General features: G+C 54.4%; 19 protein-coding genes. 7 read left to right on the top strand and 12 right to left on the bottom strand.

What is annotated here, in order from left to right:
- Window positions 1–172: 172 nt before the first annotated feature.
- The 4 genes from RT197_RS10720 to RT197_RS10705 all read right to left on the bottom strand — a co-directional run bounded on the left by RT197_RS10720 (window position 173) and on the right by RT197_RS10705 (window position 4,472).
- A complete protein-coding gene (locus tag RT197_RS10720) occupies window positions 173–1,423 on the bottom strand; it encodes a sugar ABC transporter substrate-binding protein (protein WP_312950473.1) in 1,251 nt (416 codons plus the stop codon).
- A 16-nt stretch (window positions 1,424–1,439) separates the two neighbouring features.
- A complete protein-coding gene (locus tag RT197_RS10715; RefSeq protein ID WP_312950194.1) occupies window positions 1,440–2,468 on the bottom strand; it encodes a LacI family DNA-binding transcriptional regulator in 1,029 nt (342 codons plus the stop codon).
- 341 nt (window positions 2,469–2,809) lie between these two features.
- Window positions 2,810–3,664: a nucleoside-specific channel-forming protein Tsx gene (locus RT197_RS10710; protein WP_312950191.1), complete on the bottom strand. Its 855-nt coding sequence runs from the start codon at window positions 3,662–3,664 to the stop codon at window positions 2,810–2,812.
- 265 nt (window positions 3,665–3,929) lie between these two features.
- Complete coding sequence (locus RT197_RS10705; protein WP_312950188.1) at window positions 3,930–4,472, bottom strand: DUF3251 domain-containing protein; 543 nt, start codon at window positions 4,470–4,472, stop codon at window positions 3,930–3,932.
- A gap of 155 nt (window positions 4,473–4,627) precedes the next feature.
- On the opposite strand from RT197_RS10705, the gene nrdR reads away from it, so the two are divergent.
- The 5 genes from nrdR to thiL all read left to right on the top strand — a co-directional run bounded on the left by nrdR (window position 4,628) and on the right by thiL (window position 8,225).
- Window positions 4,628–5,077, top strand: coding sequence for a transcriptional regulator NrdR (gene nrdR / locus RT197_RS10700; RefSeq protein WP_312950185.1), 450 nt, complete (start codon window positions 4,628–4,630; stop codon window positions 5,075–5,077).
- Between the two features lie 3 nt (window positions 5,078–5,080).
- Complete coding sequence (ribD, locus tag RT197_RS10695; protein WP_312950183.1) at window positions 5,081–6,184, top strand: bifunctional diaminohydroxyphosphoribosylaminopyrimidine deaminase/5-amino-6-(5-phosphoribosylamino)uracil reductase RibD; 1,104 nt, start codon at window positions 5,081–5,083, stop codon at window positions 6,182–6,184.
- Between the two features lie 86 nt (window positions 6,185–6,270).
- Window positions 6,271–6,741, top strand: a complete 471-nt coding sequence (ribE, locus tag RT197_RS10690; RefSeq protein WP_312950182.1) for a 6,7-dimethyl-8-ribityllumazine synthase — start codon at window positions 6,271–6,273, stop codon at window positions 6,739–6,741.
- 19 nt (window positions 6,742–6,760) lie between these two features.
- Window positions 6,761–7,180: a transcription antitermination factor NusB gene (gene nusB, locus RT197_RS10685; protein ID WP_032616814.1), complete on the top strand. Its 420-nt coding sequence runs from the start codon at window positions 6,761–6,763 to the stop codon at window positions 7,178–7,180.
- A gap of 73 nt (window positions 7,181–7,253) precedes the next feature.
- Window positions 7,254–8,225, top strand: a complete 972-nt coding sequence (gene thiL, locus RT197_RS10680) for a thiamine-phosphate kinase (RefSeq protein ID WP_312950179.1) — start codon at window positions 7,254–7,256, stop codon at window positions 8,223–8,225.
- A 40-nt stretch (window positions 8,226–8,265) separates the two neighbouring features.
- On the opposite strand, the gene RT197_RS10675 is transcribed toward thiL, so the two are convergent.
- The 4 genes from RT197_RS10675 to xseB are packed head-to-tail and all read right to left on the bottom strand — an operon-like array spanning window position 8,266 to window position 12,324.
- Window positions 8,266–9,240, bottom strand: coding sequence for an aldo/keto reductase (locus RT197_RS10675; RefSeq protein WP_312950176.1), 975 nt, complete (start codon window positions 9,238–9,240; stop codon window positions 8,266–8,268).
- A 55-nt stretch (window positions 9,241–9,295) separates the two neighbouring features.
- Window positions 9,296–11,158, bottom strand: coding sequence for a 1-deoxy-D-xylulose-5-phosphate synthase (gene dxs / locus RT197_RS10670; protein ID WP_312950174.1), 1,863 nt, complete (start codon window positions 11,156–11,158; stop codon window positions 9,296–9,298).
- A 23-nt stretch (window positions 11,159–11,181) separates the two neighbouring features.
- The gene (gene ispA, locus RT197_RS10665) at window positions 11,182–12,081 is read right to left on the bottom strand and encodes a (2E,6E)-farnesyl diphosphate synthase (RefSeq protein ID WP_312950172.1); all 900 of its coding nucleotides are present in this window, start codon (window positions 12,079–12,081) and stop codon (window positions 11,182–11,184) included.
- On the bottom strand, window positions 12,082–12,324 hold the full coding sequence (xseB, locus tag RT197_RS10660; RefSeq protein ID WP_312950169.1) for an exodeoxyribonuclease VII small subunit: 243 nt from the start codon (window positions 12,322–12,324) through the stop codon (window positions 12,082–12,084). It abuts the gene before it with no gap.
- A gap of 206 nt (window positions 12,325–12,530) precedes the next feature.
- Here xseB and thiI point away from each other — a divergent pair, with 206 nt between their 5' ends.
- Window positions 12,531–13,979 carry a tRNA uracil 4-sulfurtransferase ThiI gene (thiI, locus tag RT197_RS10655; protein ID WP_312950167.1) on the top strand — a complete coding sequence of 483 codons (1,449 nt, stop codon included), beginning with the start codon at window positions 12,531–12,533 and terminating at the stop codon, window positions 13,977–13,979.
- 210 nt (window positions 13,980–14,189) lie between these two features.
- On the opposite strand, the gene yajL is transcribed toward thiI, so the two are convergent.
- Complete coding sequence (gene yajL, locus RT197_RS10650) at window positions 14,190–14,780, bottom strand: protein deglycase YajL (RefSeq protein ID WP_312950166.1); 591 nt, start codon at window positions 14,778–14,780, stop codon at window positions 14,190–14,192.
- Window positions 14,743–15,654, bottom strand: a complete 912-nt coding sequence (gene panE / locus RT197_RS10645; protein WP_312950164.1) for a 2-dehydropantoate 2-reductase — start codon at window positions 15,652–15,654, stop codon at window positions 14,743–14,745. The genes yajL and panE overlap by 38 nt, the downstream gene beginning before the upstream one ends.
- Window positions 15,655–15,778: 124 nt before the next feature.
- Here panE and RT197_RS10640 point away from each other — a divergent pair, with 124 nt between their 5' ends.
- On the top strand, window positions 15,779–16,270 hold the full coding sequence (locus RT197_RS10640) for a YajQ family cyclic di-GMP-binding protein (RefSeq protein WP_103674902.1): 492 nt from the start codon (window positions 15,779–15,781) through the stop codon (window positions 16,268–16,270).
- 99 nt (window positions 16,271–16,369) lie between these two features.
- On the opposite strand, the gene RT197_RS10635 is transcribed toward RT197_RS10640, so the two are convergent.
- Both RT197_RS10635 and cyoE read right to left on the bottom strand, forming a co-directional pair.
- On the bottom strand, window positions 16,370–17,743 hold the full coding sequence (locus RT197_RS10635) for an MFS transporter (protein ID WP_312950160.1): 1,374 nt from the start codon (window positions 17,741–17,743) through the stop codon (window positions 16,370–16,372).
- Window positions 17,744–17,995: 252 nt separating this feature from the next.
- Window positions 17,996–18,883: a heme o synthase gene (gene cyoE, locus RT197_RS10630; RefSeq protein WP_312950158.1), complete on the bottom strand. Its 888-nt coding sequence runs from the start codon at window positions 18,881–18,883 to the stop codon at window positions 17,996–17,998.
- Between the last annotated feature and the right edge of the window lie 4 nt (window positions 18,884–18,887).

The raw sequence follows: 18,887 nt of genomic DNA, 5'->3' as shown, positions 1-18,887 counted from the left end.
AAGCCTGAGCGCGTAGCTTCACAATGCGTAAAATGAATACAGTGTGCGCCTGGCTTTATCGATGTGATATTAGTAAAATGACGCAGAGTCAATTTACTAATGCGTGTACTCCTTGCCTGTTGATAATTACTTTCAACAGGTTTTCATTACGCTGAAATCATCTTCCTGGTATTTATTCCTGCGACATTTTTATAATCTGTTTGAATTTCTGATCTGCGGTATTCAGCGCATTATCCACATCCCCTTCAAAAATAGATTTCTGCAACATAGTCAGGAATGGGCTACTGGGCGCGCTAATGGCTTCGTTATACGCAGGCAAATAGACAGAGCGTCCGTTAGCCAGGGCTTTGGTTGCTAACAGAAACCTGGGATCTTTCTGGTTATACGGGTTATCGCTGGCGTCCATACGCGTCGGCACAAAACCATTTTTTGCCAGCAGTTCGATCTGTGTTTCTTTAGATAGCGCCCAATCGATAAAGTCGATGGCTTCCTGTTGGTGCTTACTTTTGACAGGGACGGCAAGCGCATCCCCTCCCGCAAAAGAGGCCCAGTCGCCTTTTTTCTCACCCGGATAATACCCTACGCCATATTCGATATGCGGGTAGCTGTCTTTGAAGACTTTAAAGACAAAAGCACCCGAACCGACCATACCGATTTTCCCTGAAGCAAAACTATCAATCAGCGAGTTATCCCCTCTGGAAACAGGAGACATCAGGCCGTCAGTATACATTTTGTGGAAAAATAACAGGGTGCGTTTATTACTTTCTGAATTAATAACGGATTGCTTACCCTCATCAGTAAAGACGTCGCCGCCATTGGCCCACATATAGGGCAGGAGAGTAAATGCCAGGCAGCCAGAGCAGGTGCCGGGGATAGCAAAGCCGTAGTATCCGTCGCCAATCTTATTAATTTTCTCGGAATACTCTCTTAATTCCTGTAGCGTTTCTGGCGGTCTTTCAGGATCTAACCCCGCCTGGCGAAATATCTTTTTGTTGTAAAATAAGAAGGAAGACTCGGCAGAAAATGGCACGCCGTAGAGACGTCCTTTGGAGACGCCGATGGTTTTCAGGGAGCCGCTGAGTTGTTGAATATAATCCCGGTCGCCAATTTTATCCGTCAGGTCTACCAGTTGTTCAGAACCATGAAGCTGCGGCAGAAAAGAGACATCCAGCGCCACCAGGTCCGGGGCGCTGTCGGCGGCAATCGATGAGCTAAGCTTGGTTAACATGCTCTCGCCGGGGATCATGTTCAGCTTAATATTGACTTTATCCTGGGATTTATTATAAGCCGCAACCAGCAGTTCCAGTGACGTCTGATTAGAGCGCCCCCAGAAGGTAACAGTTTCTTTTGCGTGTGCAATGCTACCCAATGTCGCAGAAATAATACAGGCGGCAAGAGTGGTATGTAGAGCCTTTGAAAACATAAACACCTCGGTTTTGTTAACTTATGGAATATCTACAACTTGATTCACTCATTTGCAGGTAGCAGGGAACGATAATTTTTCCCCGGTGGACCTGCCCATCAATTTTTTCTATTAAACATTTACCGGCGATCCGGCCTAATTCTTTCAACTCAAAATCAACGCTGCTAAGCGTCGGGCGACAGAGTTCGGTAATCACCTGCCAGTTATCGTAACTCACGACCGCCACATCTTTTGGCACCTGGCGATGATGTTCATGTAATGCCTGTAATACGCCATGTGCGATTAAATCATTTCCGGTAATAATGCCGTCCACTTCAGGACACCGGGACAGAATTTCCCGTGCAGCGGCATAGCCATGTTCAGAATTCCACGGACCGTATTGCAGCGGATAATCTTTTAAGCCGTGAGCAGATAGCACGCTTTTACAGCCAGCATCGCGCTGGCGGACCGCCATAAAATGTGCAGGCCCGGTAATTTGCACAATATGTTTGCAGCCCTGGGTGATCAAATGCTGACTGGCAAGCTGGCCCGCACCGATATCATCAGGCAGGACGCAAAGGGCATTTTCATCTTCAACGTCGGTGTAGGCATAGACTACCGGCGTCTGATTCTTTTTCATTGGCAGCGGCAGGCGGGTATCCGTTTTAGCAGCGGTGACAATAATGCCGTCAACGCGTTTTGCCAGTAAAGAATCAACATGTCTTTTAAGTTCCTGCTCGCAGCCGCCAGCATTACACAGGAACACGGATATTTGCGCTTCCGCCAGCGCATTCTCTATTCCATTAAGAATAGGCAGACTGAAACGTCCGTAATTATCGCTGGATAATAATCCAATGGTGTATGTTTTCTTTTGATGCAGCGCGCGTGCCAGTTCGCTCGGTCGGTAATCCAGTTCGTTAATGACTCTCTTAATGTTATCCTGGGTTTGCCGACTAATTGATCCGGTGCCGTTCATGACTTTTGACACGGTACTAATACTGACATTGGCTGCACTGGCAATGTCTTTTATCGTGACGCGAGTGCCTGGTTTGCTTTTTTTCATCATTAGAGGAGGCCAGGTTATTTTGAATGCGGCGAGGATATAAGAAAAGGAAAACGTTTTCCTATTAAATTATAACCAGAGTGAGAAAAAGATCACAATTGTCTTCATTGGTGGGGTAATAATGTGACTGAGGTAATATTTATACAATTTAATATATATTGGCAGGGTGAATAAAATACCGAGATATTCCTCTGGTATATATATTAAAAATGAATGAGGTGTTTTTATGATAATATTTGTATGGTGATTAAATTAGTCTATAAATAAAATTGTGGTGAATGTTTTCCAGGCGTGCGACATAAAAAAAGCCGATCCACAGATCGGCTTTTTACATCGTTATGACATCAGAAATTGTAGCCTGCGACCAGATACCAGCCAAAGCCGTTAGATTTGATCGGCTCGGCCTGCCAGACCGGCTGGTCGCCATCGTTCCACTGGCCGCCGTTATGGAAGTAACGCGCGACGACTGAGTAGTGCCAGTGGTCGTAGTTCAGCGCCAGCACGTGGCTGGAAGCGATAGAGTTGCTGGTGCGGTATTGATCGTCGCCCAGATCCGAACCCCAGTCGAAGTTGGTAAAGCCGATGTAGCTTAAGTGGCCGCCCCAGACATCGGTGATTGGCACAAAGTATTTCACTTTGAAACGGTAGCCGTCCCACTCGTTCTCGTTTGACGCGCCGTAGTTCTGCCACTGGTATTTTGCGTAAACGTTCAGCGACAAACCAATCGGCAGTCCGGTTTCAACGTCCGTGCCCAGACCCATGTACCAGGTGCTCTGACGGCCCGACTCGTTGCGGCCCATATCGTAGATATAGTTGTTGGCAAAGTACCATTCTTTAAACGGTCCAACGCTCAGATCGGAGTTGGTCAGCTTGTCGATGGAGAAACGCGGCTCGATTTCGGTAAACAGCGGGGAACCGTGATTCCAGATACCGCGAGAATCGCCGTCGCCGCCGAAGAAGCGCGGAGCATCGACATAGCCGTAGAAATCAAACCAGTCCTTTTTCGCGAAGGCTTCGTATTCGAGGTAGGTATCGTTGCGCAGCGCCGGTCCGAAGCGGGTGTGATAGCTGCCGACCACGTTGACGCTCTGATGCCACCAATCGGAAAGGAACTGCGGTTTTTCTTCTTCTGCGGCGTTCACCGAAAAAGTGGAAGAGAGCGCCAGCACAGCGCCTGCTGCAAGAATTGTATATTTCATAGTTATGCCACTGTTTAAAAATCCCTCACGGGAACGAAAGATGAGTACGCGTTGCTAAATGTTTCAATTTTTCTGTGGGGCCTATTATAAGAATCCCTGCTCACAAAAATATGTGTTGTTTCACATTCTTCTCATTGACGTAATCGATTGCGTTCACGTTTGCGTACTTTAACGGCGGCGATTGTACTGGCAACTGCGTGGGTTGCCAATATTCGCTTACGAAATACGGGGAAAAGCGGGCGGAAAATGATCCGCCCTGGCAGGATTAAGGTTGTTGTGCGGGCTGAATGTCATGGATTCGAATGAAACCTAACTGCTCAGGCGTAATGCCATTGAGTTGCAGGGCAACATCGACATCGCTGGGGGCCAGGGTGCTGGCAGGGGCGTTGATCAACTGGCTCTGCACGTTAACTTCCTGATAGTTCTGGGTGGTGCCCTGAAGCTGTCCCCATTCTACCGTGCCGCTGAAGGCCGGTAACGGATCGTTCGATTCGCCCTGAATACGCAGCGTCGCCCGCGTGCCGTCGGCATTTGGCGCGATATTGGTCAGCGACATCCGCAGCATCCCGATCTGACTGTTCAGGCGGGCGGGCGTGTTTGCGCCGGGCAGTAAATAAACGCCGCTGGCCGATTTCGCATTCAGCGCATTTTGCTGGGTGATTTTTACCGTTTCTTTATTCAGCTCCGTCATTTCTTTATTGAGCGTGCTTACGCTCTGATGCAACTGACGAACTTCACTGTGCGGTGCGCAGGCGGCCAGAGTAAACAGGCTCCCCAGCGTCAAAGCTTTCAGATAACCTCTTGTCATAGCGTCGATTCCTTCAAAAGGGCAATTATTATCATTAGGGTAGAGGATAACGGCGCGCCTGCCATCGATCCATAGTCTCAAAAAAGCTCTTCCTTTGTAGTCCCGCCAGTTCAGGGTAAACTATAGGCCACATTCACCACTCGTCAGGACGCGTTATGCACTGCCCATTCTGTTTAGCCGTAGATACCAAAGTAATTGACTCCCGTCTGGTGGGGGAAGGCTCTTCAGTGCGCCGTCGTCGGCAGTGTCTGGTCTGTAATGAACGCTTCACCACCTTTGAAGTGGCGGAACTGGTGATGCCGCGAGTGGTGAAAAGCAACGACGTCCGCGAACCCTTTAATGAAGATAAACTGCGCAACGGTATGCTGCGCGCGCTGGAAAAGCGCCCGGTGAGTGCGGATGACGTCGAAATGGCGCTTAATCACATTAAATCGCAATTACGGGCAACCGGTGAACGCGAAGTGCCCAGTAAGATGATCGGCAATCTGGTGATGGAGCAGCTTAAAAAGCTCGATAAAGTGGCCTACATCCGTTTTGCCTCCGTCTACCGCAGTTTCGAAGACATCAAAGAATTTGGCGAAGAGATCGCCCGCTTACAGGATTAACTCATGCAGGATGAAGTGTACATGGCGCGGGCGCTGAAGCTGGCGCAGCGCGGTCAGTTTACCACCCATCCCAATCCCCGCGTGGGCTGTGTGATTGTCAAAGAAGGCGACATCGTCGGGGAAGGTTTTCACCAGCGCGCGGGCGAGCCACATGCGGAAGTGTATGCCCTGCGTATGGCGGGCGAAAAGGCCCGTGGTGCAACGGCCTATGTGACGCTTGAGCCGTGCAGTCATCATGGCCGCACGCCGCCGTGCTGCGAAGCGCTGATTGCAGCAGGCGTCGCGCGCGTTGTCGTCGCCATGCAGGACCCCAATCCACAGGTGGCCGGGCGCGGTCTGTACCGTCTGCAACAGGAAGGTATTGAGGTCAGTCACGGGCTGATGATGAGCGAAGCGGAAGCGCTGAATAAAGGCTTCCTGAAAAGAATGCGCACCGGCTTTCCGTATGTGCAGCTTAAGCTTGGCGCGTCGCTGGACGGACGCACGGCAATGCACAGCGGCGAAAGCCAGTGGATCACCTCACCGCAAGCGCGGTGCGATGTGCAGCGTTTGCGCGCGCAAAGTCACGCCATTCTGACCACCAGTGCCACGGTGCTGGCGGACGATCCGCAGCTGAACGTCCGCCGCGATGCGCTTTCCGCCGAGGTGCTGGCGCGCTATCCGCAGGATGAATTGCGCCAGCCTGTGCGCGTGGTGATTGACAGCCACAACCGCGTGACCCCGGAACACCGCATCGTTCAGCAGGCGGGAGAAACCTGGTTTGCGCGTACCGAACAGGATAATCGCGTCTGGCCTGCAAACGTGCGCACGCTGAGCATTCCGGCGCACAACGGGCATCTGGATCTGGTCCTGCTGCTGATGCAACTGGGACGCGAACAAATTAACAGCGTCTGGGTGGAAGCCGGTCCAACGCTTGCGGGCGCGCTGATTCAGGCCGGGCTGGTCGATGAACTGCTGGTGTATCTCGCGCCCAAACTGCTGGGCAGCGATGCCCGCGCTCTTTGCGTGCTGCCGGGGCTTGAGAAGCTCGCCGATGCGCCCCATTTTAAATTCAATGAGATACGACAGGTTGGCCCGGATATTTGTCTCCATCTGACTAACCTGTAGCGCCTGCGGTATAAACAGCAGCAGCGCCTGAATTATTATGATAAAATCCGCCCCCCTGCGGGGCCAAATGAACCCAAAGGAAGAGTATGAACATTATTGAAGCTAACGTTGCTGCCCCGGACGCTCGCGTCGCCATCACCATTGCGCGTTTTAACAATTTCATCAATGACAGCCTGTTAGAAGGCGCGATTGACGCTCTCAAGCGTATTGGTCAGGTGAAAGATGAAAACATCACCGTTGTCTGGGTGCCCGGCGCTTACGAGCTGCCTCTGGCGACCGGTGCGCTGGCGAAAACCGGTAAGTACGATGCGATAGTGGCACTCGGCACCGTGATCCGTGGCGGTACTGCCCACTTTGAATATGTCGCGGGCGGCGCAAGCAACGGTCTGGCGCACGTCGCACAGGAAACAGAAATTCCTGTCGCTTTCGGCGTACTCACTACTGAAAGTATTGAACAAGCCATCGAACGCGCTGGCACAAAAGCCGGTAACAAAGGTGCAGAAGCTGCACTGACCGCGCTTGAAATGATTAATGTATTGAAAGCCATCAAGGCCTGAATTTTGTAAGGGGAATTCCGTGAAACCTGCTGCTCGTCGCCGCGCCCGTGAATGTGCCGTCCAGGCGCTTTACTCCTGGCAGTTGTCCCAGAACGACATCGCTGATGTCGAATACCAGTTCCTGGCGGAACAGGACGTCAAAGATGTTGACGTAGTGTATTTCCGTGAACTGCTCTCCGGGGTGGCGACTAACAGCGCATATCTCGACGGCCTGATGAAGCCGTACCTGTCCCGCCTGCTTGAAGAGCTGGGTCAGGTTGAGAAAGCCGTACTGCGTATCGCGCTGTTCGAACTGTCCAAACGTGATGATGTACCGTACAAAGTCGCCATCAACGAAGCCATTGAACTGGCCAAAACGTTTGGTGCAGAAGACAGCCACAAATTCGTAAACGGCGTGCTGGATAAAGCAGCCCCGGCGATCCGTCCCCGCAAAAAGTAATCTCCAGGCCGGAACAGCAGGGCGGTCTTCGCTCTGCTCCCGGCCTTTTCTTTTTACTGCTGAGGCTTAACGTATGGCATGCGGCGAATTTTCCCTGATTGCCCGTTATTTTGACCGCGTAAGAAGCTCCCGCCGTGATGTTGAAACCGGCATCGGCGACGACTGTGCGCTACTCAATATTCCTGAAAGACAGACGCTGGCAATCAGCACCGACACGCTGGTATGCGGGACGCATTTCCTGCCGGATATCGATCCTGCCGATCTGGCGTATAAAGCGCTGGCGGTGAACGTCAGCGATCTGGCGGCAATGGGTGCCGATCCGGCGTGGTTAACGCTGGCGCTGACCCTGCCGGAAGTCGATGAATCCTGGCTTGCCGCCTTTAGCGACAGCCTGTTTGAACAGCTTAATTACTACGATATGCAGCTGATTGGCGGCGATACCACTCGCGGTCCGCTTTCCATGACCCTGGGTATTCACGGCTACGTGCCGGTGGGCCGCGCCCTGAAACGCTCCGGCGCGAAGCCTGGCGACTGGATTTACGTGACCGGCACGCCGGGTGACAGTGCGGCAGGTCTGGCGATTTTGCAGGATCGGCTTCAGGTGAATGACCCGGCGGATGCGGCTTATCTGGTGAAACGGCATATCCGGCCGACGCCGCGCATTCTGCACGGTCAGGCGCTGCGCGATCGCGCCAGTTCAGCTATCGATCTCTCCGACGGTCTGATTTCCGATCTTGGTCATATCCTCAAAGCCAGCGGCTGCGGGGCACGTCTCGATCTCGACGCTTTTCCGTTGTCTGCGCAGATGCAGCGCCATGTTGAGCCTGACCAGGCGCTGCGCTGGGCGCTGGCGGGCGGCGAAGATTACGAACTGTGCTTTACCGTCCCGGAACTGAATCGCGGTGCGCTGGATGTGGCGCTGGGGCATCTCGGCGCGGCGTTTACCTGCATCGGCCAGATTGTGCCGGAAAGTGAAGGGCTGGAGTTTGTCCGCAACGGTGCGCCGGTGACTTTTGACTGGAAAGGTTACGATCACTTTGCCTGAATACCTGCCGGACTGTACGTCCGGCAGGTCTTAGCGACGATTATTTAAATCCCACCACCGGATGCGGCTGATACGGCGTTTCCAGCTCGGCGATCTGTTCCGGGGTCAGGTTCAGATCCACTGCCTGTAACAGCTCTGCCAGCTGTTCTTCGCGGGACGTGCCGATAATCGGCGCGGCCACGCCCGGCTTGCTGAGCAGCCAGGCCAGCGCCACCTGTGCGCGCGTCGCCCCGGTTTCTTCACTTACTCCGGTTAGCCGTTCAGCGATCTGCGCGTCGTTATCTTCCGTGGTGTTATATAGCGTGCTGCCGAATTCGTCAGAAACCGAACGGGCGGTGGTTTCGCCCCACGGACGCGTCAGCCGACCGCGCGCCAGCGGGCTCCACGGGATCACCGCCACGCCTTCCTGATAGCACAGCGGCAGCATTTCCCGTTCTTCTTCGCGGTAAATCAGATTGTAGTGATCCTGCATGGTCACAAACGGTGCCCAGCCGTGCTGTTTCTGTCGCGCCAGCGCGTCGGCAAACTGGGCGGCGTGCATCGAAGACGCGCCGATGTAGCGCGCCTTACCGGCTTTCACCACGTCGTTGAGCGCTTCGAGGGTTTCTTCAATCGGAGTGTTGTAATCCCAGCGGTGGATTTGCAGCAGATCGACATAATCCATATTCAGACGGCGCAGGCTGTCATCAATCGAGCGCAGGATCTGCGCACGCGAAAGACCTTCCGCCAGATCGCCTACCTGATGATAGACCTTCGTCGCCACCACAATCTCTTCCCGACGGGCAAAATCGCGCAGCGCGCGGCCGACAATCTCTTCGCTGCTACCGTCAGAATAGCTGTTGGCGGTATCAAAGAAGTTAATGCCGCCTTCCAGCGCGCGTTGAATAATCGGGCGGCTGCTCTCTTCCGGTAGGGTCCAGGCGTGCTTACCGCGATCCGGTTCGCCGAAGGTCATACAGCCGAGACAAAGGCGGGAAACCCTGAGGTCTGTTTTTCCTAACATGTTGTATTGCATGGTTCCACTCCTGCTATAAGGGTAGTTGTAAGCATAGCAGGAGTGGGGAGGGGAGTTATTGTAGCCAGCGGCGGATTTTGGCTTCAATGCCTGGCGCATCCAGGCCCACATCGGCGCGTGCTTCTTCCTGGGTTCCCTGCGGGATGAAATAATCCGGCAGGCCAAGATTCAGCACCGGCACCGCTTTGCGACGGGCCATCAGCACCTCATTCACGCCGCTGCCCGCACCGCCCATAATGGCGTTTTCTTCCAGCGTCACCAGCGCTTCATGCTGTTGCGCCAGTTGCAGGATCAGGGTTTCATCCAGCGGCTTGACGAAACGCATGTCCACCAGCGTGGCATTCAGCGATTCTGCGGCCACCAGCGCATCGGGCAGCAGGGTGCCGAAGTTGAGGATCGCGACTTTTTCACCCTGACGTTTCACCACGCCTTTACCGATGGGCAGCGCCGCCAGCGGCGCAAGCGTCGCGCCGGTTCCCGTGCCGCGCGGGTAGCGCACCGCGCTCGGGCCGTCGGCATAATGGTAGCCGGTGTACAGCATCTGCCGACATTCGTTTTCGTCGCTCGGCGTCATGATCAGCATATCCGGGATGCAGCGCAGGAAAGAGAGATCGAACGCGCCCTGATGCGTCTGACCGTCCGCGCCGACGATCCCTGCGCGATCGATAGCAAACAGCACCGGTAATTTCTGGATCGCGACATCGTGAATAAGCTGATCGTAAGCGCGTTGCAGGAAGGTGGAGTAGATCGCCACGATCGGTTTATAGCCGCCGATGGCCAGTCCTGCCGCAAACGTCACCGCGTGCTGCTCGGCAATAGCGACATCAAAATAGCGGTCGGGGAACTTGCGGGAAAACTCGACCATGCCGGAGCCTTCACGCATGGCGGGCGTCACCGCCATCAGTTTGTCATCGCTGGCCGCCGTTTCACACAGCCAGTCGCCAAAGACTTTCGAATAGGACGGCAAGCCGCCGCTGCTTTTGGGCAGCACGCCGCTGGTGTGATCGAATTTCGGCACCGCGTGAAAGGTGATGGGATCTTTTTCAGCAGGCTCATAGCCGCGCCCTTTTTTGGTCATAATATGCAGGAACTGCGGGCCTTTCAGATCGCGCATATTTTTCAGGGTGCTGACCAGACTGAGCACGTCGTGACCGTCTACCGGGCCGATATAGTTAAAGCCCAGCTCTTCAAACAGCGTTCCCGGCACCACCATCCCTTTAATGTGCTCTTCGGTACGCTTAAGCAGCTCTTTAATCGGCGGCACGCCGGAAAACACTTTTTTGCCGCCTTCGCGCAGGCTGGAATAGAGCTTGCCGGAGAGAATTTTGGCCAGGTGGTTATTCAGCGCGCCGACGTTCTCGGAAATCGACATTTCGTTGTCGTTGAGGATCACCAGCATGTCCGGGCGAATATCTCCCGCGTGGTTCATCGCCTCAAACGCCATACCTGCGGTGATCGCGCCGTCGCCAATGACGCACACCGTGCGGCGCTGTTTATCCTCTTTTTCAGCGGCAATGGCGACGCCAATCCCCGCGCTGATAGACGTGGAGGAGTGACCGACGCTAAGCACGTCATACTCGCTTTCACCGCGCCACGGGAACGGGTGCAGCCCGTTTTTCTGGCGGATGGTGTCAATTTTGTCCCGGCGACCGGTCAGGATTTTATGCGGATAGGCCTGGTGACCCACATCCCAAATCAGGCGATCAAAAGGCGTGTTATAGACATAGTGCAGCGCGACGGTAAGCTCAACCGTGCCAAGCCCGGAGGCAAAGTGTCCGCTGGAACGGCTCACGCTGTCGAGCAGGTAACGACGCAGCTCGTCGCACAGCTTCGGCAGGCTCTCTTTTGGCAAAAGGCGTAACTCCTGGGTGGAGTCGACCAGCGCCAGGGTCGGGTATTTGGCTATATCAAAACTCATAGAGACTCATCGCGGTGTTTTGTTTATTTATCACGCTGGATTATATAATTCGCCAGTGCTTCCAGTGCAGAGATGTCGAGAGACTGCGCGGCCAGTTGGCTGAGAGACTGGCGGGCATCATCAATCAGATCCCGCGCTTTATGGCGGGCTTGCTCAAGGCCTAAAAGTGCGGGGTAGGTACTTTTGCCAAGCTGCTGATCGGCACCCTGACGCTTCCCTAAGGTGGCAGTATCGCCTACCACATCCAGAATGTCATCCTGTACCTGGAACGCCAAACCGATAGATTCTGCATATGTATCAAGAATGGGCAGTGCGTCACGTCCTTTGTCACCAGCGCTAAGTGCGCCAAGGCGAACCGCCGCGCGGATCAGCGCACCGGTTTTGTGACGATGAATTTTTTCCAGCGCCGCCAGGTCCACATGCTGACCTTCCGCCGCCAGATCAAGCGCTTGTCCACCGCACATTCCCGCCACGCCGCTGGCCTGCGCCAGCTCAGCCACCATCGCCAGACGGTCGCGATCGCTGACATCGGGCATCGGCGCGCTGCTTAAAATAGAAAACGCCAGCGTCTGTAACGCATCGCCCGCGAGGATCGCGCTTGCCTCGCCAAATTTGATATGGCAGGTCGGCTGGCCCCGGCGCAGATCGTCATCGTCCATTGCCGGGAGATCGTCATGAATAAGCGAATAGGCATGAATGCACTCAATGGCCGCCGCTGGCGCGTCCAGCGCCTGCTGGCTAACGCCGAACATCTTGCCGGTGGCATACACCAGGAAAGGCCGCAGCCGTTTACCGCCTAACAATGCACCATAGTGCATGGCCTCGACCAGCGGAGTGTTCTGAAACGGCTGCGGTTCGATAAACCGGCGCAGCGCGTCGTTGGCTCGCTCCACGCAAACGTGCAGTTGTTGGCTGAAATCCATTTACTCAGCGTCCGGTGCAAAAGGGGTAAGAGGGGCATCTTCGCTGTCCGCCAGCAGGATCTGCACCCGCTGCTCGGCCTGCTGCAGCTTTTTCTGCCCCTGACGGGCAAGCTGCACGCCGTGCTCAAATTCATTCAGCGCCTGCTCCAGCGGCAGGTCGCCACTTTCCAGACGGGTAACAATCTGTTCCAGCTCGCTTAATGCAGTTTCAAAACTGGCAGGCGCATCGTTTTTCTTTGGCATAGTAAGGTCTGACTCTTAGTTATTTCAGCACGAGGTTTATGGTAACGGACTCGAACGGATAAGCAAATAACGCGCAATGGTGAGGGCAGATGCACAGAATGACCGCGATGGTGGTATACTTGCGCGCCTGGATGCAGCCGCAACTGCGGTTGCTGTACTCTTTTCCTGTACAAGTCGTAATGACTTGCTGAAGAATCATTGCCGCCATGAAGTTTATCATTAAATTGTTCCCGGAAATCACTATCAAAAGCCAATCTGTACGTTTGCGCTTTATTAAAATTTTAACCGGTAACATTCGTAACGTTCTGAAACACTACGACGAAGATCTTGCCGTCGTTCGTCACTGGGATCACATCGAAGTCCGCGCGAAAGACGAAAACCAGCGCCCGGTTATCCGGGAAGCGTTGACCCGCATTCCGGGGATCCACCACGTGCTGGAAGTGGAGGACGTTCCGTATACGTCTCTGCACGATATTTTCGAAAAAGCGCTGGCCCTGTACCGTGAACGGCTGGAAGGCAAAACCTTCTGCGTGCGCGTAAAACGTCGCGGCACTCACGAGTTTAGCTCGATTGAAGTCGAACGCTATGTTGGCGGCGGCCTGAATCAGCATATTGAATCCGCGCGCGTGAAGCTGACGCACCCGGACGTCACCGTGAATCTCGAAATTGAAAACGACCGTCTGCTGCTGGTGAACAAGCGCGTGGAAGGGCTGGGCGGTTTCCCGATTGGTACGCAGGAAGACGTGCTGTCGCTGATTTCCGGCGGTTTCGACTCCGGCGTTTCCAGCTACATGCTGATGCGTCGCGGCTGCCGCGTGCATTACTGCTTCTTCAATCTCGGCGGCGCGGCGCATGAAATCGGCGTGCGTCAGGTCGCCCACTATTTGTGGAACCGCTTCGGCAGCTCGCACCGCGTGCGCTTTGTGGCGATTAACTTTGAACCGGTTGTCGGCGAAATCCTTGAGAAAGTGGACGACGGGCAGATGGGCGTAGTGCTTAAGCGCATGATGGTGCGTGCCGCTTCACAGATTGCCGAACGCTACGGCGTGCAGGCGCTGGTGACGGGCGAAGCGCTGGGGCAGGTGTCCAGCCAGACGCTGACGAACCTGCGCCTGATCGATAACGTCTCCGATACGCTGATCCTGCGTCCGCTGATTTCGCACGATAAAGAGCACATCATCGATCTGGCGCGCGAAATTGGCACCGAAGATTTCGCCCGTACCATGCCGGAATACTGCGGCGTGATCTCCAAAAGCCCGACGGTGAAAGCGGTGAAGGCAAAAATCGAAGCGGAAGAAACGCATTTCGATTTTGCAATCCTCGATAAAGTGGTGCAGGAAGCCACCAATATCGACATTCGCGAAATTGCCCAGCAGACGCAGCAGGCGGTGGTGGAAGTTGAAACCGTCAGCGGATTCAGCGCCAGCGACGTGATCCTCGACATCCGCGCCATCGACGAGCAGGACGACAAGCCGCTTAAGCTGGAAGGCGTGGAAATTGCCTCGCTGCCGTTCTATAAACTCAGCACTAAATTCGGCGATCTCGACCAGAGCAAAAATTACCTGCTGTGGTGCGAGCGCGGCGTGATGAGCCGTTTGCAGGCGCTGTATCTGCGCGAGCAGGGCTTTAACAACGTGAAGGTGTACCGGCCTTAACTATGTAAACAGGGAGGTTTACGCAGCGTGCGTTATTCACCGCAGCAAAGCCGGTATCGTATCGCGATACCGGGTCTGGCATTTGCATAGCGCTATTTTTAAATGCAGATACTGAGAAAGGGAAGCGTGGAAGAGATGATGCCGTTTGTGGTGAAGGGCACAAGTGATAATGATTTCAGGGTTGTGTCGTCACCACCCTGAAATCATTGATTATTCATAGTAATTATATATTCCTGCCGCCATCACCAGTTGCGAAGCCACCTCATGCGCTTTCTCGCGTCCGACCAGCAGGTCAATAATCTTCAGACCAAAATCAATTGATGTGCCCGGCCCCTGGCTGGTCAGCAGTTTTACCCGCGCATCCCACACCACGCGTTTATCCTGCCACTGTTCTTCCGGGATTTTATCCTTCAGCGCCGGGAAGCCGGTCATATTGCCAATCGGGAAAATGTCATGTGGAACCAGCACCGTTGCCGCAGCGGCGCAAATGGCGGCAACGATACGCCCGGAGCGGTGAAACTGTTTTACCGTTTCGACCAGCAAGGGGCTGTCGCGAAAGCACTCCGCGCCCTTAATGCCGCCGGGCAGGACAATCACGTCATATTCACCGTCGGCGACTTCCACCAGCGGCGCGTCTGCCTGGATCTTCACGCCGCGTGAGCAGGTGATGGTGAGATTGCCATCGCTGGCGACGCTGGCAACCGTGACGTCAATGCCGCCGCGCACCAGTAAATCAATGGTGGTGACGGCTTCAGTTTCTTCACTACCAGGGGCGAGGCATATCAGTGCTGATGCGCTCATATTCACTCTCCTTTCGTTTTACCTGTTCAAACAGGCGGGTATTTTCGGGAACGGCAATCCCGTGCGCGCGGGCGCGCCGGAGCAGATAACCATTGATGTAATCAATTTCTGTGTGACGCTGGCTGCGAATATCCTGCAACATGGAGGAAATATTCTCCGCCGTGCTGTCGATGATCTGATAGACATAATAGAGCAGATTTTCCTGCGAGGTATGAAACCCCTCCCGCTCCATCACAGCCGCAATCTCCTGGCACAAAGACGCAATTAACGGCGCGTACTGGCGCAGATCGCCATTGCGGCAGTTGTAGAGCGCCGTCAGCGGGTTAATCACGCAGTTGACGGCCAGTTTGCCCCACAGGGCGGAATGGATATTATTATGCCAGGCAACGTCGGGCAGCACTTTTTGCAGTTCGTCGGCCAGCCCGCTAAGATCCTGCGGATAACTTCTTGCCGGGCCGATGTGGGTAATTCCGCTCGCCACATGAACGATGACGTTACCATCATGCCGTGCGGCCTGGGTGGTCGCGGCAATCAACAGCGGTTGCCTGACGCTGCGCAGTTCGTCCACGGTGCCCATCCCGTTATGTATCAGCAGAATGGGGGTCGTTTCAGGGAGAATCGCCGCAAGCGCTCGCACGGCGTCAGAAACCTGCCAGGCTTTCAGTGTGACCAGCAGGAGATCGCTGTCGGCCAGAAAGTCGGGATCGTTGGCTATCAGGGATTCATTAAAGATTGAGCCGTCCAGCTCGACCAGATTGACGCTGCAATACGGTTGCGGCACCCGTAACCAGCCCTGAACGTCATGCCCATGCTGATGAAGTGCGTTCAGCCAGAGTTGTCCCATTGCACCGCATCCGAGTACGGTAATTTTCATTGATCCTCCTCGCTTGTCACCGATCCACTCTGGCGCTTTCGACTACGCTTCTGGACAGAACAAGTTGAGTTATGCCGTGTGGCGGGTATTATGCATCGCAAAAGAAACTAAGGGAGAGGAAAAGATGCCATCTTTCGATATTGTCTCTGAAGTTGATCTTCAGGAAGCCCGTAACGCAGTTGACAACGCCAGCCGTGAAGTTGAATCACGCTTCGATTTTCGCAACGTTGAGGCGACTTTTGAGCTGAACGACGCTAATAAGACCATTAAGGTGCTGAGCGAATCCGATTTTCAGGTGAATCAGCTGCTGGATATTCTGCGCGCCAAGCTGCTCAAGCGCGGCATTGAAGGCACTTCGCTGGACGTGCCGGAAACCTTCGTCCACAGTGGTAAAACCTGGTTTGTGGAAGCAAAGCTGAAGCAGGGCATTGAAAGCGCGATCCAGAAGAAAATCGTCAAGCTGATTAAAGACAGCAAGCTGAAAGTGCAGGCGCAAATTCAGGGGGAAGAGATCCGCATTACCGGGAAATCCCGTGACGATCTGCAATCCGTGATGGCGCTGGTACGCGGTGGCGATCTGGGACAGCCGTTCCAGTTTAAAAACTTCCGCGATTAATCAGCCGTATTGCAGGTCCACTCGCGTGAGCGGGTGGACCTGCTGCGGGGTGCGATGATTGTCAGGGACGGTGTACCACTCTCACACCCGTAGCCAGAGCTACGCGGCTTCTTTTGCGCTGATGCGCTGCTCAATCTCAAAACGATTAGTGACTTTGCTGTCAATTTTGACATAGGCCGAATGCTCTTCGGCAACGACCAGCACTTCGCTGACGCCAGCCGTTGCCAACAGGCGATCCTTCAGCGCGTCATCGGCAGGAATTTCCCGGGGGATTTCCACCCGCAGGCTGCTGACGTAGGGCGGCTCTTTCATGGTACTTGCCACCAGCAGCCAGAGGGTCGCCAGCAGCGCACCGGCGAGAAACACCGTCTGCGAGTCAAATAATCCGTCTATCCAGCCCCCGAAAGAACCGCCAATCGCCACGCCAATAAACTGGCTGGTGGAATAGAGGCCCATCGCGGTGCCTTTGTATCCCGCCGGAGATTCTTTGCTGATAAGCGAAGGCAGCAGCGCTTCCATCAGATTGAAGGCGAGGAAGAACAGCTGCACGCCTGCCACCAGTTCCCAGAAGTGCGGACCGGAGCCCCAGAGCACAATTTCTGCAATCAGCAGGATCGCCACGCAGACCAGAAATACCCGTTTCATCCGGCGTTTCACTTCGGCATAAATAATAAACGGCACCACCGAGACGAACGAAATCAGCATGGTCGCCAGGTAGACTTTCCAGTGCTCGTTTGAGGCCAGCCCCGCCGACTCCAGCTGGCCGGGAAGGGCGACAAACGTCGACATCAGCAGAATATGCAGGCACATAATGCCGAAATTAAGCTTCAGCAGTCGTGGCTCGACCATCACTTTACGGAAGCAGCCTTTGACCATCCCCGATTCGCGGTTGAGAACGTGATTTTTACTGTCCGGCACAAACCAGATGGTCAGCGCGATGCCTGCCGTCGCCAGCGCAGCGATCATCCAGAACAGCGCATTCAGCCCAAGTTTGTGGGTGATAATCGGCCCCAGCACCATGGCGATAGCAAAGGTCACGCCAAAGCTGACGCCGATAAACGCCATCGCTTTGGTGCGGTTCTGTTCCCGGGTTAAATCTGAAAGCAGGGCCATTACCGCAGCGGCAATCGCCCCGGAGCCTTGCAGGGCGCGCCCGAGAATAATGCCCCAGATGGAATGTGACAGGGCGGCAATCACGCTGCCGATAACGAAAATCGCCAGCCCACCGACGATCAGCGGCTTGCGCCCGATGCGGTCAGAAAGCAGGCCAAAAGGAATTTGAAATACCGCCTGTGCGAGGCCATAAATACCAATCGCCAGACCAATCAGGGCTTCGCTTGCCCCCTGAAGCACCATGCCATAAGTGGTCAAAACGGGCAGAACCATAAACATGCCGAGCATACGCAGGGAGAAGACGGCCCCTAAACCCCAGGTCGCGCGCAGCTCGCCCGGCGTCATTTTGTAATCGTTCATTACCACCTCAATGTAAAAGCCAGGGATAGTGTAGTGCGGGCAGGAATGAGGGTAAACAGATGATTGTTTAAAACATATTTCATAAAGGTTGCTCATTCTGGCGGGAGGGGAATGTTATTAGTTTGAAGTTAATAAAACCGGGTGGTTTTGTAATAAATAACCAGCGGCATTGACGGGAGAAACTGCGAAGTATGGAAATTGACGGGGTGAATAAAGTAAGGCACGGGCGTGCCTTACTTTTTTGTTACCTGGTTACCAGACGTAAGTCAGCAGGCTGTGTGAATCCGGCACCATAAAATCGACTGACATCATTACGCTAAGCGCGGTAATGGCGATGATGGAGAAGCCGAACAGCTTGCGCGCCCAGACTTTATCATCTTCCACTTTATAACCGCGTAGCGCCATGCCCAGCCACCACACGCTCACCGCCGCTGCGACCACCAGGTATTTATACCCGGCGTAACCGCCCAGCGACAGCATCAGCGTGGCGATAGCAAACGCGATGATGTACAGCGTGATATGGTTTTTGGCGACCGAAATGCCTTTCACCACCGGCAGTACCGGAATGTTCGCCGCCTGATAATCCTTAAAGCGGAAAATCGCGATGGCGTAGGAGTGAGGCATCTGCCACAGGCTGAAAATCGCCAGCAGGATCGCCGCGCCGCTGTCAAACTGGTTGGTCACCGCGCAGTAGCCAATCACCGGCGGCGCAGCGCCGGAGAGCGAGCCAATCAGGGTGCCATAGACGGAGTGACGTTTCATATACAGGCTGTAGACGCCCACATACACCACGAACCCCATGACCCCCAGCCAGCAGGCCAGCGGATTGGCCCCAAACCACAGCAGCATAAAGCCAGCAATACCCAACAAGGTGGCGTACACCAGCGAGACTTTTGGCGAGATCAGCCCCTTGACCAGCACCCGGTTTTTCGTCCGCTCCATCTTACGATCGATGTCACGGTCGATATAGTTGTTGAAAACACAACCAGAGGCGACCACCAGAGATACGCCAAGCAGCGTATAGATGAACAGCGGATAATCGATGCTGCCTTTTGACGCCAGCAGGAATCCACCGATCACCGAGATCAGGTTGCCAAAAATGATGCCTGGTTTCGTTACTTGCAGGTATTGCTTAAACATACAC

Origin of the sequence: Superficieibacter sp., from assembly GCF_032071645.1 — a bacterium.
Lineage (GTDB): Bacteria > Pseudomonadota > Gammaproteobacteria > Enterobacterales > Enterobacteriaceae > Superficieibacter.
Note: the sequence above shows the minus strand (reverse complement) of the source record. Positions and strands in the feature narration are given on the sequence as shown.